At 57.1% G+C, this 15755-nt stretch carries 12 protein-coding genes; 1 reads left to right on the top strand and 11 read right to left on the bottom strand.

What is annotated here, in order from left to right:
- Positions 1-39: 39 nt before the first annotated feature.
- The 10 genes from P3T16_RS11115 to P3T16_RS11070 all read right to left on the bottom strand — a co-directional run bounded on the left by P3T16_RS11115 (position 40) and on the right by P3T16_RS11070 (position 12658).
- Positions 40-1197, bottom strand: coding sequence for an acyltransferase family protein (locus P3T16_RS11115; RefSeq protein ID WP_429342317.1), 1158 nt, complete (start codon positions 1195-1197; stop codon positions 40-42).
- Between the two features lie 47 nt (positions 1198-1244).
- On the bottom strand, positions 1245-2636 hold the full coding sequence (locus tag P3T16_RS11110; RefSeq protein ID WP_429342316.1) for a hypothetical protein: 1392 nt from the start codon (positions 2634-2636) through the stop codon (positions 1245-1247).
- Positions 2637-3190: 554 nt separating this feature from the next.
- Positions 3191-4711 carry a hypothetical protein gene (locus P3T16_RS11105; RefSeq protein WP_429342315.1) on the bottom strand — a complete coding sequence of 507 codons (1521 nt, stop codon included), beginning with the start codon at positions 4709-4711 and terminating at the stop codon, positions 3191-3193.
- Positions 4708-5868, bottom strand: coding sequence for a dTDP-4-amino-4,6-dideoxygalactose transaminase (rffA, locus tag P3T16_RS11100; protein WP_429342314.1), 1161 nt, complete (start codon positions 5866-5868; stop codon positions 4708-4710). Before rffA ends, P3T16_RS11105 begins: the two co-directional genes overlap by 4 nt.
- Positions 5869-5873: 5 nt before the next feature.
- Complete coding sequence (locus tag P3T16_RS11095; protein ID WP_429342313.1) at positions 5874-6713, bottom strand: class I SAM-dependent methyltransferase; 840 nt, start codon at positions 6711-6713, stop codon at positions 5874-5876.
- A 29-nt stretch (positions 6714-6742) separates the two neighbouring features.
- Positions 6743-7144, bottom strand: coding sequence for a GtrA family protein (locus P3T16_RS11090; RefSeq protein WP_429342312.1), 402 nt, complete (start codon positions 7142-7144; stop codon positions 6743-6745).
- Between the two features lie 15 nt (positions 7145-7159).
- The gene (locus tag P3T16_RS11085; protein ID WP_429342311.1) at positions 7160-8038 is read right to left on the bottom strand and encodes a methionyl-tRNA formyltransferase; all 879 of its coding nucleotides are present in this window, start codon (positions 8036-8038) and stop codon (positions 7160-7162) included.
- Positions 8035-9045: a glycosyltransferase family 2 protein gene (locus P3T16_RS11080; RefSeq protein WP_429342310.1), complete on the bottom strand. Its 1011-nt coding sequence runs from the start codon at positions 9043-9045 to the stop codon at positions 8035-8037. The genes P3T16_RS11085 and P3T16_RS11080 overlap by 4 nt, the downstream gene beginning before the upstream one ends.
- A gap of 497 nt (positions 9046-9542) precedes the next feature.
- Positions 9543-11360, bottom strand: a complete 1818-nt coding sequence (gene glmS / locus P3T16_RS11075; RefSeq protein ID WP_429342309.1) for a glutamine--fructose-6-phosphate transaminase (isomerizing) — start codon at positions 11358-11360, stop codon at positions 9543-9545.
- Between the two features lie 197 nt (positions 11361-11557).
- Positions 11558-12658 carry an MraY family glycosyltransferase gene (locus tag P3T16_RS11070; protein WP_429342308.1) on the bottom strand — a complete coding sequence of 367 codons (1101 nt, stop codon included), beginning with the start codon at positions 12656-12658 and terminating at the stop codon, positions 11558-11560.
- A gap of 269 nt (positions 12659-12927) precedes the next feature.
- On the opposite strand from P3T16_RS11070, the gene P3T16_RS11065 reads away from it, so the two are divergent.
- Complete coding sequence (locus P3T16_RS11065; protein WP_429342307.1) at positions 12928-14595, top strand: methyl-accepting chemotaxis protein; 1668 nt, start codon at positions 12928-12930, stop codon at positions 14593-14595.
- A gap of 230 nt (positions 14596-14825) precedes the next feature.
- Here the strand turns inward: P3T16_RS11065 and P3T16_RS11060 are convergent, their stop codons facing one another.
- The gene (locus P3T16_RS11060) at positions 14826-15353 is read right to left on the bottom strand and encodes a cupin domain-containing protein (protein WP_429342306.1); all 528 of its coding nucleotides are present in this window, start codon (positions 15351-15353) and stop codon (positions 14826-14828) included.
- Positions 15354-15755 lie beyond the last annotated feature (402 nt).

Raw genomic sequence — 15755 nt, 5'->3', positions numbered from 1 at the left:
CGGTTAGCTAAAAGGAACCAGCATTGTGCGTTAAGGCGATCAAATCATCGCGTCGCGGGCGACGCTGGACTGCTTGGGCTTACCTGCCACTATCTTTGACAGCGATTTCCCCAGTCGGTGCGTGGGAGCCTCAATGATCCGATGTATGCTCCACGACAGCGAAATAGTGACCGCGGTCTGAACGGAAAGGGCGATAAGGGCCGGGAATCCAATTTCGATCATCCAGCGCATTCCAACGTACCCGAACACCGCATGCGATACGTACATGGGGTAGCTGATATCGGCCAGGAAAGTGAAAACCCGCCCACCCGACCATCCGCTTTTGAAAAGGTACAACCCGAGAAATGCAAGAAAAGCCGCACAACAGGAGATGGTCATCTTCGATTCTGCAGACTCCTCGATGGAGCAATAGATGAAGATCAGTAGCATGGCGGCCGCATAGAAAAACATCTTCTTCAGGTTGAGCAAACCACGCAAATGGTAGTTGAAGGCGACTCCGATAAACATAAAAAGAATGAAACGTAACGCGAACAGAAAGTTCGCGGGCGCCTCCATGCCAACCATCTCAATCGGCTTGTAGGGTATCGCCAGTAGCGCTGCGACTGCGATCGCGGCGAAGACATATGCTCGACCATTTGCAATACCGCGCCAAAACAGCAGGGCGAACAGGTAGAACTTGATCTCTATTTCGAGTGTCCAGACAATTCCGTCCAGCATGGGCGTATTGAACCAGTCCCGGAATAACGTCGCGTGGATGAGGACATTTTCCAGCGTGATGTGCCAATACGGCATGTAAGCTAGCGCATTCGAGTGGACTGCCGCGATGCATAGCGCACACATGGAGACACAGAATCCGACGAGGTAGGTAGGCCAGATCCGGAAGATGCGAGCGACGACGAAACCTAGCCGCCCTCGGAACGAGTCGGGTAGGCTAGCGATGGAATTGGGGATAACGAAACCACTGACAAGGAAAAACAGCGCAACCCCGAATGCTCCGATTTCAAAGTCGGGGGCGACCATTGCCAGTTGAACAAGCCATCTCGGATACGTGTTGCCGGGTACGGGTGGAAATCCCTGGACGGCACCCTTTATTATGCTGAACATCACGACATAATGGGCCAGCAGAACAGACAAGCTGGCAATTCCACGTAGCGCGTTCGCAAAGGCGATTTTCTTGTTTGCCGAAGTCTGATTCATTCGTTTAGCGCTTGCAATATTTAAACGTCTCTATTCTGTGTTCCTGACTAAACGGGCGTCGCCCCTGGGCTCCGCTCGGAATCAGGCTCGGATTTCCGGGCCATTCCCATCGGTCGATAGACGATATCAAAGTATCGAATTGGAATAACAGCGCCCAGGATGACCACCCATGGGACCACGCGAATCCAGCCGATTGCGAAGTTGAAGAATTCCTGCTCGAAGAGCATGAAGTAGTAGGCCGCGATGATAACGGCCAGAAGTTTCCAGCCACGACCGCCGGTCATCAGGGCACGCGTAACCATCCCCATGACGATCCCATTTGCGAAGCCAGCCACGGCGAATCCGCCTGGGCCGAGATTTCCATAGGCATCTGTTAACCCGCAGCTTTGGTAGTCGATTGCGGCCATATCAGTGTAGTGGCTGATCATGTAGGCTTTCGACGTTGTCATTCCGGCGGCTTTCAGGGCCGACGCCTCCGGTGATCCAATTAACGGACCGAACAGGCTGATGAATGGGCTGTACCACGCTCCGCCCATCGGGAATCCTCGCTGCTCAAGGGCGGGACTCATGATCTGGATTAGGTCGAAGCAGTTCACGCGATCCACCCACTCGTGGCTAGTGGCTTGAGACGGGCCTGGACTAGCCATGAACGGGTTGAGCGCAGCGATGAAATCGGTCGATCCTACCAGGAAGCCGGAACGGAAATTGATCAGGACGATCATCAGATATATGAACAGCGGGGACACGATTACGAGTCGCATGAACAGTCTCATCGGTCGCAGGCCGGTCCACAGCATCATTATCCCAATGAACACGAAGATCGCTATCAGGGTGATTCGGGAATTTAGAATAGCGAATGTGAATACATCCGCGGCGAAAACGAGGCCCACAATCTTCATCCAACCCGGAGCATTACGTTCCCGAATGGCAACTACCGAGAGTAGCAGAATCGCGGGTGCAGCCATATCGTGGAACTTGATTAATAGCAAATCACCGAAGCCAAGGCTGGCGAACAGCTGTGCAGCCTCCTCAGACCCGATGCGCCGGAAGAAATAGCCGACTGACAGGGCGCGCGCGTAATACAGAGCAAGCAGAGATATGGAAACCACGCCGAACAACACCACACTCCGCCGGCTCTTATAGGCCAGCTGTATTCCTGCGATACCCGGCAGGCGCGCAACGAGCGCTCCGTAACTTGCGAACAGTAAGGGAAAGTAGAGAAGGAGTGTCCATGTCCAGAACCACGGATAGTTCCCAGTAACCTTGTCGCTCTCTAACAAGACGGTCAGGGCGGGAGACACGAGAAGGTAGGCGAAAGCCTGGAGAGCGAAAAACGCGAAGACCGCGTCGCGCTGGAGGTTCAACCGGAACACGAGCGCTGCGGCGCCGCACATCATGAAGGAAAGGATTCCAATTCCAACTACAGCTAACTCTTTCATGTACATTCCATCGTTTCATTCCTTCAGGCGGATGATACCTCGTGTTTGCGCCGCGATTTGTCGCAAAACGTGCCGAAAGGCGGAAATTCCTGCTGGCCCGATACCCGCTGGAACATGATGCGATGCCGTAAATCTTACCCGGTAACGTAGACGGCTCGCTCTGTCCTAATGGGCGTGAAGGTATCGGAATTGTGGGCTTAGCGTCGAGGGTCAATGATTGGCTTGGGCCTGCGACGTGGTATTTATACGGCGTCAGCACTCGCTACTGAACCCGAGACTTCGATAGCGCTGAACTCAATGGCTCGCGCTATCGATCGATCCGGTAGACCTACGGACGCGGGTGACATCGCTGCTGCGCTGTATTTTAACGCAGCCCGACCGAAGCGAACCAGGTTAAAGGGCGCCACATGAAGCAACTCGCGATTCCCGTGCGTGCTGAAACGGCTTCCGTCCGTTCACACATCACTCGCTCTATTCAGTCAGCGGCGAACCTGCATCTGGGCCAATCCTGTCACATTGTCGCGGGGGCGTTGCGACGGAAGAAAGGAAGCCGCTTAGGGAGCCACAGATAGTAATCGAAAGCCGGCCGGCTCGTAGCGTGTCGGTTGGCAATATTCTAGGTTTTTGTACGGTTGCGCCTTTGTGATGTCACTGAATTGACGTGCTAGCTCCCGCATATCGCTGAGACTTTTGAACGTAGCGCTTTGTATCCCTAACTGTGTCATTGCATAAGCCAGTGCACTGTCCTCCAGCATCCCATTAAGATCACACTGTCGCTCGACGAAAGGGTAGACATTCTGAAATGACAGCGGCGGAGCAATCATTTTTGCGGTTCCGTACGTAACGATGGATGAGATCATCCAATCAGTAACTACCGCGTGCTGAGGATCTTTTCGCGCTGGTTCGATGACCGGTGCCGCCTGTCGTGTCACATCAATCGAAAGACGGTACCAAGGCAACTGACTGGTCATCGTAAAGTACGCAACGACAGCGAGCACCATGATTGTTGCCACAGCATTTGCCACCTCACTCGCGATCACCTCCAAAATCAGTGCGATTGCCATGCCTCCCAGAATACTCACGCCATAGTCGTAGTAGTTTTTTTGAGAGATCATCGTGCCGGTGATCAGCTGGAGGTTGCCCGTCGCGAACGTCGCGGCACACACCCAAAGCATCCAGTGGGTCCAAGGAGCACGATTACGCGCGATACCCGTTGCGTTGACGAAGAAAAAAATGCCGCCGCAAGCAAGCGCCACAATTGGAATCTGAAACTTGTGACTCTCGAAATAGGTCGCTGCGCTTGTGTGGAGTACCGCCGCATATGGACCCATGTGATTCGAAAGAACGTCAGCAACAACGCCAGCTGAGATGAACGCGATCAATGAGCAAAGCGCGATTCTTGCGACAGGCTGCATCGGAATCGGTCTCGTCAGTACGCTGATTGCTCCTCCGGCGACGAGAAAGCAGAAAGGAATGGCGGTGTAGTAATAAAGCAGTGGAAGCGGGGTCAAAAGGATCCATGGCTTGCGATATCGGAGAAAACCGAACAAGGCCATCGCAATAAACAGATAAGATGTTTGGGGACTCGGAGTTCGGAGAATAGACGGGTAGTCTTCCCAGCCACCCATGAGCGTGGCCGCTGGATCGTGTTTAGAGAGGAATGTTGTGAGGAGAGGATTGGTCGCATTGAACAAGACCGATGCGAAACAAATGATGACCGAATAGCTACATGCGCGAAGCGCCTCTATGCCACACAATCGAAGAGAGCGATATATGAAATAGGCTGTCAGGGGCGGCAGCAGGGTGTCAAATGCAAGATTTTGGATCGATCCAGATATTCCAAGCTTTTGCAACTCCACGACAAGATAGAGTGGATAGTAGCCAGGAATATGTCGTGCACCCAAAGCGCCTTGCCATGACATGTACACATATTCATCCCATGCATTCTGGTAGAAATACGAGTGCACGTCAGAAAGTGCGCGCCACTCAGGCACAAGATAGGCAGCAAAGACGCAGATACAGAGCCCGAGTATCAGCACTCGTAGCGGGGTTCTTATCCGCGACCAGATCATCACGCACCCTCTGCAGCGATAGCCGACGAGAGTGCATCGACCACGCGGCCTTGCTGTTCGCTCGTGAGCCCGATCCACATGGGCAGTCGCACCAGACGACTTGCCAGATCATCCGTCACATTTAATTGTCCCTGCTGGCGACCAAGTTTCTGCGCGGCCGGTGCGGAGTGCAGCGGGACGTAGTGAAACACCGCATGTATACCGGCCGTCTTTAGTGAATGGAGTACGCGTTGTCGGCTGACTTTCCGATCCAGGATCACGTAGTACATGTGGCCGTTGTGTACGCAACCGGTCGGAATGATCGGGCGCCGCAAAAAGCCCGCCTCTTCGAGTCTTACCAGCAGCGCGTGATAGTTGTTCCAGAGATCAACGCGACGCGCTGTCAAGTTTGCGGCCTCTTCCAGTTGTGCGCAGAGAAACGCAGCAGTGAGTTCACTAGGCAGAAACGAAGATCCGATCGATTGCCATGTGTATTTGTCCACTTCACCTCTGAAAAACCGGCTCCTGTCAGTGCCTTTTTCCCGGATGATTTCGGCCTGAAGGCGGAAGTCGTCGCGGTTTACCAGCAATGCGCCTCCCTCACCGCTGATGATGTTCTTGGTCTCGTGGAAACTGTACGCGCCGAGTTGCCCCAATGCGCCCAGTGCGCGTCCTTTGTATGAGGACATCACGCCCTGAGCGGCGTCCTCGATCACAACAAGACCATACTGATTGGCCAAGGCGAGCAGGGTGTCCATCTCACATGCGACGCCGGCATAGTGGACAACGACGATCGCTCGAGTCCGCGCGGTAATCGCATCTTCGACCAGTTGCTCGTCTATATTCAGCGTGTCTGGCCTGATGTCAACGAAGACTGGGATTGCGCCGCGTAGTGCAAACGCGTTTGCCGTCGACACGAAAGTGTAGGACGGCATGATTACTTCGTCACCGGGCTGTAGTTCGAGCAGAAGGGCGGCCATCTCAAGTGCGGCGGTACAAGAGTGGGTGAGCAGCACTTGCATTACGCCGGTGTGTGAGCGGAGCAACGTTTGGCAGCGGTCAGTGAACGGGCCATCACCTGCGAGGTTGCCAAGCGCGTGCGCTTCGGCGATGTACGATATTTCCTTGCCCGTCATAAAGGGACGGTTGAATGGGATCGCGAACACGGCGCTGGGTGTCATAGTGATCAATCTCTCTTTTGGGCGACGACGAGCAGAGAACCGCCAAACGGAAAGCGAAGACCTTGCCGAATCAATGCGGCCTCGATCGCCATCGTGCGTTCCAGTACGCCATTGGTGAGTCGTCCAAGTCGTAGGTCGGCGGTCATGTCATAGTCGGCATCGCTTACGCGTTGGCGGAGGCGGGTCATATACATTAAAGGAAATAGCAGACTGACGAATGAAGTTGTCAACTTAACTGTGAACCCCGCCGCTTCTAATTTCTGACTAATTTCCTGTGCACGATAACGACGTACGTGGCAGGCATGTTCGTCCTGCTGGCTCCACATAAACGGATGCTGCGGGACGGTAATGATTAGCCGGCCTTGCGCTACGAGTGCACGATGAATTTCGAGAAGAACACGTTCGTCCTCTTCGATATGTTCTAGCACATCAAAAACGCCCACCACGTCGAACTCGTCAGCGAACGGAATTCGGCGCGCATCCATTTGATATAGCGACGCAGCGGGGACGCGGCTGGACGCAAAAGTCAGCGCATCGGCGTAAATCTCGGTGGCAGAAAACCGTGCCGTCGGAAATGTTCTCGCGAGCCCGGAAAGAACGAAACCCGTTCCGCAGCCGATTTCGCAGAAGTGTGTCCCTGGCCTCAAGTAAGGAGCGGCGGCCCACGCGATTAACCGATTGCGTGCGCGGAACCAGAAGTTGTGCTCTTCAACCTCGGCAAGCCGCTCAAAGTACTCGGGGCGAAAGCCACCCCTGTTGGCTGTCGTTTCAGCACAGAGAGACAGGAAGCTCCCGATTTTGGGAGCTGCTACGCCGCATGTGTGGCAGTGCCATCCATCATCCATGGTGGCGCTCCCGCAGGTTGGACAAAGTTTCATTCTTGTTCCGCAAACGATCGGCGAGACGCGGGGAAGACCCAGAACCGTAGCGCCGCAAATAAAAAAAGCGCTACGACAATGATCATCACCGCCTGCACTCCGCGATCTGGAAAATGATACCGATCTACCAGTACTAGCATTGCTACAAGGTTAATCCCATAGGCAGCGCTATATGCAATCATGTAGCGAACGAACGTGGAAGCCCGGGTGCTTCGATCCCTGAAGGACCAGTTCTTGTTAAAAAGAAACGTTTGCAATATTCCCAACGCAAACACGCCAGTCATTGCGCCTTTGTGCTCAACCCCGGCCTCCGTCGCTGCCAGATAGAGCATGTAAAGGACTGCGTTCGAAGCAACACCGACGATTGCGAAACGTACAAGCTGGTCAGCAGTGCGCATTTTGGAGTCGCTCAATCAAGTGAAGCGAGTACGGAACCGCTCGAGCGGTAGCAGCGACTCACGGGACTGGTCGTCGACGAGTCCGGTGATGCGTAACAGTCCATCGACGCAGACCACTACGGGATACCCGCCATCCGTCCACACCACCTTTCCGGACTGACGGTTTTCAATCCGGACGTCCGGAAGACACTGGGCGGCGACGATTCGGGCCGGCCTGCCGTTCACAAATGTAAGAGCCCCCTTATAAGGCGGCCCTACTGCATCAATAAAGCGTGCGAGCCAGTCAGCCGGTCGGTCCCACGGAACCCGATAGTCTTCCTCGTCTCGCCAGAGGCTGAAGCTTGCCTCCGTATCATCTTGAGGGACGCCGACAAGGGGGCGCCCGGTGGCGAGCTGCTCAAGCACAGAGATCGCAACTTCGCGATAGTTGTTAGCGGTGGCGTCGATTGCCTTGGCAATCGTGCACGGATATTCGATGCTCGTTGCCGACTGCGCGAGTATCGGACCTGAGTCGTAACGCTCGCCACCGAGAAGGGCGGTTACGCCTATTTGGGAGTCGCCATTAATCAAGCACGAAACCAGCGGGTTGAATCCCCGATAACGCGGCAGTAGAGAGTCGTGAAAAACAATCAGGCGATCCGGTGGGAAGTCTATCAGCCAGCGCCACGAGACTGCCATGGCAAACTCAGTTTGAATACTGAGGTCTGGTGAACGATCACACCACGCAATGCGGTGCTCATCGCAAAGCGCAACGATTTCATCCCGGTAGTCGTCGTCGAGTGCAGCATCGCGCCCAATGACAACGACTTCGAACAAGGAGTGATACCGGATGATCGTGTCGACTAGCAGGCTGTATCCCTTCTTCGTCATCAAAAACAAAGTGAGCTTTTTCACTTGTATGATGCCTGCCCGACGTCGACGGTGCCGTGCTCGTCGGGATCTCCGAGCACGTGGGCTATTGCGTATGCTGGTCGCCCCATACTCCGGAAATGCATACGCGCCAGATATTCTCCGATCATGCCAAGGGCAAACAATTGTGCGCCAGAGAAGATTGCGATGATCGACGCAAGAAAAGGGAAGCCCGGAACGCTAGTGCCATTGATGAAGTAGCGCGCGAGGACGTAACAGAATAAGCCGACCCCGAGCAATGTAAACCCGAAGCCGACGAGGCTGGCGATCTGTAAAGGTACCGTGCTGAACCCGGTCACCATGTTCATCGCATGGTTGAAGAGTTTCCGGAAGGTATAGTTAGATACGCCGATCTCGCGCGGATCGTGGCGAACGGTCACGTGCGTGAAGCGTGTTGTGCTCCATGTCAGCAGCACATCAATGGAGACGAAAGGGCTTCGATAAGCAGAGAATGCATCGCGGAGCGCGCTGCGAAACACGCGAAACGCGCTGACGTGGCGAGCGGTCTCGACACCCATCGTGCTTTGTAGCGCTATCTTGGTGATTACCGATGCCCGGTCGCGCCAGAAACTGTGCTGCTCACGTTCCGGTGCGCCGTAGACAACGTCGAATCCGGCATTGAGTCGTTCCAGCAGTTTCGGAATTTCCTCAGGCGGGTGTTGGAGATCGTCGTCCAGTGTCACTATCACGGAGTAGCGGGCCAAACGAATGCCGCATAGCAGCGCGTTATGTTGACCGTAGTTACGACCAAGTCGGATACCTCGCACATGCGCGTCATTTTCGGCAAGCATTTCGATAACTTGCCATGATCCGTCCAGGCCGCCATCTTCCACTAAAATCACTTCGTAGGGCTCTGCGGCGCTCTTGAGCACTGGCGTCAATCGTTCGATCAACGGCACGAGCGTTGGCGCGGAACGATACACCGGAACTACAACGGAAATTCCTTGGGTCGGATGCCCATCTACCTGTTTCTTTGGCGGCGATTCAGACATACAGTTTTCGCTCGATCGAGTATCTTCTGGCTGGGCGCAATATGAACTCAGGGTCAGCCGAGGCAGCGCCTGTCTCGCCTACGACGATAGAGGTGCCTAAATTAGGGGGCGAGCAGCTATTAGCTTGCGTCGCGGTGGCACCTACGCCCTGCGGCGATTTTTCGGTCAATAATTGTACACGCCAACCATGTCCTGGTTCAGTAAATCAGGATTGAAGTCCTCACTCGCTCAGCGGGGCGGCTTTTTTGACAACGCCCGGATCATCCTCAACTATCCCCAAGGTTGCCCGGTGGCTCCGTACGATACCTTCGAAGCACATCGCGCGCAGAGGGCTTTCCACTGCCGGGCCTAAGCAGCAGCACGAAACCAGGAGAGCTTTACGACCTATTTGCTCCGTCGCCATTGTTCTTGCGCTTCGATCTGCTGTCAGGCTGCCAGCGCCAGGGGTCGCCCAGAATGAGAGCGACTTTTGGCATTTTTCATTGGCTTAGTTACTTCTACTCAACTGTTACCGACTTCGCCAGATTCCTCGGCTTATCCACATCCGTCTCACGAGAACACGCCGTGTGATACGCCAGCAACTGCAGCGGCACCACATGCAGGATCGGCGAGAGCAACCCATAGTGCTCCGGCATGCGGATCACGTGAAGGCCATCTTCGCTGACGATGCGCGTATCGGCATCGGCGAACACATACAGCTCACCGCCACGCGCGCGCACTTCCTGCATGTTCGACTTGAGCTTCTCAAGCAACGCATCGTTCGGCGCGACCGTCACGACCGGCATCGCTTCAGTGACCAGTGCAAGCGGCCCGTGCTTGAGTTCACCCGCCGGATACGCTTCGGCGTGGATGTACGAGATCTCCTTGAGCTTCAGCGCGCCTTCCAGTGCGATCGGGTAATGCAGACCGCGCCCGAGGAACAACGCATTTTCCTTGCGCGAAAAATCTTCCGACCACGCGATGATCTGCGGTTCCAGCGCCAGCACGCTGTTAAGCGCAGCCGGCAGATGGCGCAACTGGCGCACGTATTCTGCTTCGAGCGAAGCGTCGACGTGCCCGCGCAATTTGCCGAGCGTCGCGGCCAGCACGAACAGCGCGACGAGCTGCGTCGTGAATGCCTTCGTCGATGCCACGCCAATCTCGGTTCCTGCATGCGTCAGGAATGACAGTTCGGTGAGCCGTACCATCGCGCTCGTGCCCACGTTGCACACGGAGAGCGTGTGCCTGTGCCCGAGCGACTGCGCATGCTTGAGCGCAGCCAATGTATCGGCCGTCTCACCCGACTGCGAGATCACCACCACCAGCGACTTCGGATTGGGCACCGAATCGCGATAGCGATATTCGCTCGCAATCTCGACCTGCGTCGGAATCTTCGCAATCGATTCGAGCCAGTACTTCGCGGTCAGCCCCGAGTAGTAGCTCGTGCCGCAGGCAAGAATCAGCAGGTTGTCGATCTCGCCAAACGCCCGGGCCGCGGCCTCGCCAAACAGGGATGCATCGAATGAATCGGCTTGCGGAATCGTGTCGCTGATCGCGCGCGGTTGCTCAAAAATTTCCTTCTGCATGAAGTGACGATACGGTCCGAGTTCGACCGCGCCGCCATATGCCGCGACCGTGCGCACTTCACGCTGCACGTCGTTGCCGTCGCGATCGGCGATCCGCACGCGTTCGAGCGTCAGTTCGCAGACATCGCCTTCTTCGAGGAAGATGAAGCGTTCGGTGCTGCCGGCAAGCGCGAGTGCATCGGAAGCGAGGAAGTTCTCGCCATCGCCGAGACCGACGACAAGCGGCGAGCCCTGACGCGCGCCGACCACCGTGTTCGGCTGGTCCTTGTGCTCGACCGCGATCGCGTAAGCGCCATGCAACTGCTGCACGGCTTCGCGCACCGCTGCGAACAGATCGCCGCGATACAGGCTGTGGATCAGATGCGCGATCACTTCGGTGTCGGTCTGCGAGACGAACTCATAGCCCTTGCCGCGCAGCGTTTCACGCAGCGACTCGTAGTTCTCGATGATGCCGTTGTGCACGAGCGCCAGCGCGTTGCGCGAGAAGATCGGATGCGCGTTGTTCGTGACGGGCGCGCCATGCGTCGCCCAGCGCGTGTGCGCGATGCCCGTGACGCCTTCAAGATGCGTCTCGCGCACCTGCGCGTCGAGATCGGCGACGCGCGCCACGCTGCGCGCGCGATGCGGCTCACCGCCCGCCAGCACGGCGACGCCACAGGAATCGTAGCCGCGATATTCGAGGCGTCGCAGTCCTTCGATCAGAACCGGGACGATGTTACGTTGCGCAACCGCGCCGACAATGCCGCACATATAAAACCTTTCTAGTTGAGATTGCGGGGTGCACTCTGACATCGCTGCACATCCTGTTCTTTTCATTGAACCGGGCAGAGCGATCCGCGATGACCCTGCGGCCTTCGAATGCGAGCGGCCGATCTGGATTTATGCAAACGACCGTATGTTTGCTGCGATCGCAATCGAACGCGAATTGTTGCTCGCCAAGCTAAATTTCAGCGAGTTTTCTTCCTCACCACCAACCACCGCGGCGACTTGAACCGCACGATGCTCACATAAAGCCACACATACGTCGCGGCAAACACAACAACAAAGCAAAACAGATGCACCGTATGCCGCCAGAATAGCGTAGCGGGGATCACAGCGACCAAACAGAGAAGCCACAAATAAGGCGACGTTAAAGAATTCCGCCTGGTCAACTCCCTCGCAGTCCTCACCCCCACAGCCCACCGCATCAACCGCTTATAAACGAGCATATGCAGGTGCACGCCATCGGGAATCCCAGGCGACATCCCGCGAATAAACTTCTTTCTATAGATCGAGAAACACGTCTCGAAGATCGGATACATAAACAGCAAAACCGGATACCAAGCCGACACATCGCGATTGCGCATGACCAACATGATAGAAAGCTCAGCCAGCATGAACCCAATAAAATAAGCCCCGCCATCGCCGAGAAAAATCAAACCCGCGGGAAAATTCCAGATAAAGAATCCCATCACCGCGCCCATCATGATGAGCGAGGCGGACAGCACCACCGGATCCGAAACCTGAAACGCGACATACGCCATCGAGGCGAACATCATGAACGCGACCATCGAAGCGAGTCCGTTGAAACCGTCGATGATATTGATCGCATTGGCCAGCGCTGCCACCGCGAGCACAGTGACAGCACACGAAATCACTGCGTAAGACAGCAGAAAATCGAGCGGCGGCACGCTGATCCGCGTCACGCCAATATCGAGCAGAAAAAACGCGAGCGCCGCGGCGGCCATCGTGCAAATCAGGCGAACCAGCGGCGACACGCGCTTGGTGACGTCCTCGACCATCCCTGAAACAAACGCCGGCATTCCACACGCCACAAGCCCCAGAATCCCGCCCGAAACGGCCGGATACGCGCGATGCAACTGCAACGCAGAAACAATCAGCCCAAGCAGAATCCCCGTCCCGCCAATACGCGGCACGGGGCGCGCGTGGAATTTCTGCACGCCGGCGAGATCGGTGTCCGTGGAGAATTTTTCATGCAGATGCGCGTAGCGCACGATCAACAGCGTGACCAGCAGTGAAACGAGAAAGCCGAGCGCGAAACTGAGCATGAAAGTGACCTGAGCGAAGACGCCGAATTATACAAACGAAACACACGACATCCAGCGAAAGCGGGATCGCACGCCGCCTGCTCAGGATAGTCCGTTACATCCCAAATAGTGATCTAAAGGGTCGGCAACTGCCCGAAAAGGCCATGTCTGTCATGGATTCCCCCAATCAAGCCTGCGCCGAAGCATGCCGTTAATGCACAGATGGCGCGGGTTTCGAACCATCCGACAACGCGCCAGCTGCCGCTCGACCCCGAAGTTCCGGAGAAACAATGCTAAACAACATCACCATCCGCGGTGGACTGACGCTGGTTATCAGCGTTTTCGTCGCTTTCCTGCTGACCGTGATCGGCGTCGGTTATGCCGCGCTCAAGCTCACGAACAGTGGGCTCGAGGAAGCCCAGCGCAGTGCGGCCGCACTGTCGCACCTGAAGGCGAGTTCGGAGAAGCTGCTGCAGGCGCGGCTGGCGCTCGGCAGCTACGAAACACTCTTCAGCGTCGGCAAGCAAACCGACGACCTGATCCCGGCCGCCCACAAGGTCCTCGAAGAATCGACGCGCGACTTCCGCAGCTACGCCAGCGGCCCGTTTGCCAGCGAAGACGAAAAGCAGCAGGCGCAGGCCGTCGACGCGGCGCGCAGCGCGCTCGTCGACAAGGCGATCGAACCGGAATTCAAGGCGCTCACCGATTACGACTTCAACACGTTCCGCACGATCCAGGGCGAAACGGCCAACACGTACTACGCGGCCTACGCGAAAGCGATCGCATCGCTCGAACGCGTGCAGGCCGTCGAGCAGGAGCGCGCAGCCGGCGCCTCCGCGCAGCGCGTCACGATGGCGACGTTTCTGTTCGGCGGCATCGGCGCGATTGCCATCGTGATTGCACTGCTGGCGCGCGTCGGTTTGTCGGTGGCGCTGATCCGCCCGGTCAATCAGACGATCGCGCATTTCCGCAGCATCGCGGCCGGCGATCTGACGATTTCGGTCGCTTCGAAGTCGCGCAATGAAATGGGCCAGTTGCTGTCGGCGCTGACGCAGATGCGCGACGGTCTCGTCGACACGGTATCGAAAGTGCGTGGCAGCACAAGCGCGATCACGCTGGGCGCGAACGAGATCGCGTCGGGCAATGCCGATCTGTCGGCCCGCACGGAGCAGCAGGCCGCGGCGCTTCAGCAGACGGCGGCGAGCATGGAAGAGCTGTCGGCGACGGTCAAGCAGAACACCGACAACGCAAAGCAGGCGAGCCGTCTCGCGCAGGGCGCGCTGGAAACGGTCACGCGCGGCGGCAACGTCGTCGCCCGCGTGACGCAAACGATGGACGGCATCTCCGATTCGTCGCGCAAGGTGACGGAGATCATCGGCATGATCGAAGGCATCGCATTCCAGACGAACATTCTCGCGCTCAACGCTGCAGTCGAAGCAGCGCGCGCGGGAGAGCAGGGACGTGGCTTCGCGGTCGTCGCGTCGGAAGTGCGTAGCCTCGCGCAGCGCTCGGGCACGGCGGCGAAGGAGATCAAGGAACTGATCGGCGATTCGGCGTCGAAAGTGCAGGAAGGCGCATCGCTGGTTGCCGAGGCGCGTCGCACGATGCAGGAAGCGATGGACTCGGTCGGCCGCGTGACGGGCATCATGAGCGAAATCGAAGCCGCTGCGCTCGAACAGAGCGACGGCATCGATCAGGTCAACAAGGCGATCACGCAGATCGACGAAGTCACGCAGCACAACGCAGCGCTGGTTGAAGAAGCGGCGGCTGCGGCGAAATCGCTTGAAGGGCAGGCGGATGTGCTGCGCGATGCGGTGGCGGTGTTTCGGCTTGATGGGGTGGCTGCAGCAATGTCAGGCCGGCAGCACAGTGCTGCCGCTTCGCGCATGCGTGGCGTTGCTTCAGAGCACGCATCGCGTGGTTCCGGCGCGCATGTTGCAGGCTCCGTCGCTGCATAACGGCAGGCTGTGTCAATCGTTCATCCGAGGCTAGTCCAGACCGGATGAACGAGTCGCCATTCAGCGTTGGATAGCGCATGCTTTGCGGAGACCCAGTTTGAGCTTTCACGCACAATACGCCCGGCGCTTCAGGTAGGCGACGACCTGCCGATCGCTCCGCAGCAACGGTGCCAGTGCCTTGCAGAGTTGGCGTCTTCAGTCGCTCTATCACTTTCCCGACGCAAACCCCCTCACGTATTCTCCCAGTACCCAAGGCCTTCCCCTTCACGCCCGATGAACATCAGCATGCCGGGCTGCCCGTCCGATCCAGACGGTCGTTCGGCCAGCACACCAAAGCTGCCCGCATCCGGGTACTCGGCAATCTCAGGTGACACCCGCGTGCTCACAGCGAGATAGCGCAGTTCGTCAGGGCCGGTATTGACGATCTGGTGCGCTGTGTCCTTTCCACCAGCAGGGCAGGCGATCACATCGCCCGGCGTGATGGGAAACGTGCGGTCCCCGATGCGAATCTCGCCCGTACCCGCGAGTACGAAGAACATCTCTTCGTTCGCAAGATGGTTGTGAAAAGGGAAGGCCCGCTTGCCCGGCGAGATCGCGGTGATGTTGTAGCCAAGTTGCTTCGCGCCGATGCGTGGTCCGATGAAGCCCACCTTCGCGTCATACCGTTCAGCGGCTGCGCCGGTCGGCGCGAACCCGGGTGGCCGAGGCAACAGTTCCACGTCGGCGATATTGACGACAGGGTGTGTCGGTGTGTCCATGATTTTCCTCATTGGCAATCACGAGTGAAACGAACGGGGCGCGCGGCACGTAGCTACCAGAGACTTTGCACGCCGATCCCAACAACAGGCATGCTGTCGAGGTCGAACGCATCGAAAGGGCGCGCAGTCAGAGAGGCTTTCGGATTGTCAAAATCCGGCCTCCCCGTCGACGAGTCGGGCGTCTCCATGAATGTGCCACAACGGCGCACCGCACAGAAGTGGTGCCTCACCGTGCTGGTATTTCACAGGGCACGGAGGGACCGTTTCCTTGCCGCCCGCGCGATGTCGAACCCAACACGGCCCGATTAGTCCAAAGTCCAATACCGCGAACACACGCCGTCGAATATTCTTTCGAAGGACTCCAATCCAGGGACTGAAATGCCGGGCGCGCGCACATTCCCG

Origin of the sequence: Paraburkholderia sp. GAS42 (genome assembly GCF_050436565.1) — a bacterium.
Lineage (GTDB): Bacteria > Pseudomonadota > Gammaproteobacteria > Burkholderiales > Burkholderiaceae > Paraburkholderia.
The sequence above is the reverse complement of the archived record's forward strand: the minus strand, read 5'-3'. Positions and strand labels throughout refer to the sequence as shown.

Coding starts and splice junctions, on each gene's coding strand:
- P3T16_RS11070 (WP_429342308.1), bottom strand. CDS start 12,658: ATGCTCAGTTTCGCGCTCGGCTTTCTCGTTTCACTGCTGGTCACGCTG.
- P3T16_RS11095 (WP_429342313.1), bottom strand. CDS start 6,713: ATGGATGATGGATGGCACTGCCACACATGCGGCGTAGCAGCTCCCAAA.
- P3T16_RS11060 (WP_429342306.1), bottom strand. CDS start 15,353: ATGGACACACCGACACACCCTGTCGTCAATATCGCCGACGTGGAACTG.
- P3T16_RS11065 (WP_429342307.1), top strand. CDS start 12,928: ATGCTAAACAACATCACCATCCGCGGTGGACTGACGCTGGTTATCAGC.
- P3T16_RS11090 (WP_429342312.1), bottom strand. CDS start 7,144: ATGCGCACTGCTGACCAGCTTGTACGTTTCGCAATCGTCGGTGTTGCT.
- P3T16_RS11115 (WP_429342317.1), bottom strand. CDS start 1,197: ATGAATCAGACTTCGGCAAACAAGAAAATCGCCTTTGCGAACGCGCTA.
- P3T16_RS11080 (WP_429342310.1), bottom strand. CDS start 9,045: ATGTCTGAATCGCCGCCAAAGAAACAGGTAGATGGGCATCCGACCCAA.
- P3T16_RS11110 (WP_429342316.1), bottom strand. CDS start 2,636: ATGAAAGAGTTAGCTGTAGTTGGAATTGGAATCCTTTCCTTCATGATG.
- glmS (WP_429342309.1), bottom strand. CDS start 11,360: ATGTGCGGCATTGTCGGCGCGGTTGCGCAACGTAACATCGTCCCGGTT.
- rffA (WP_429342314.1), bottom strand. CDS start 5,868: ATGACACCCAGCGCCGTGTTCGCGATCCCATTCAACCGTCCCTTTATG.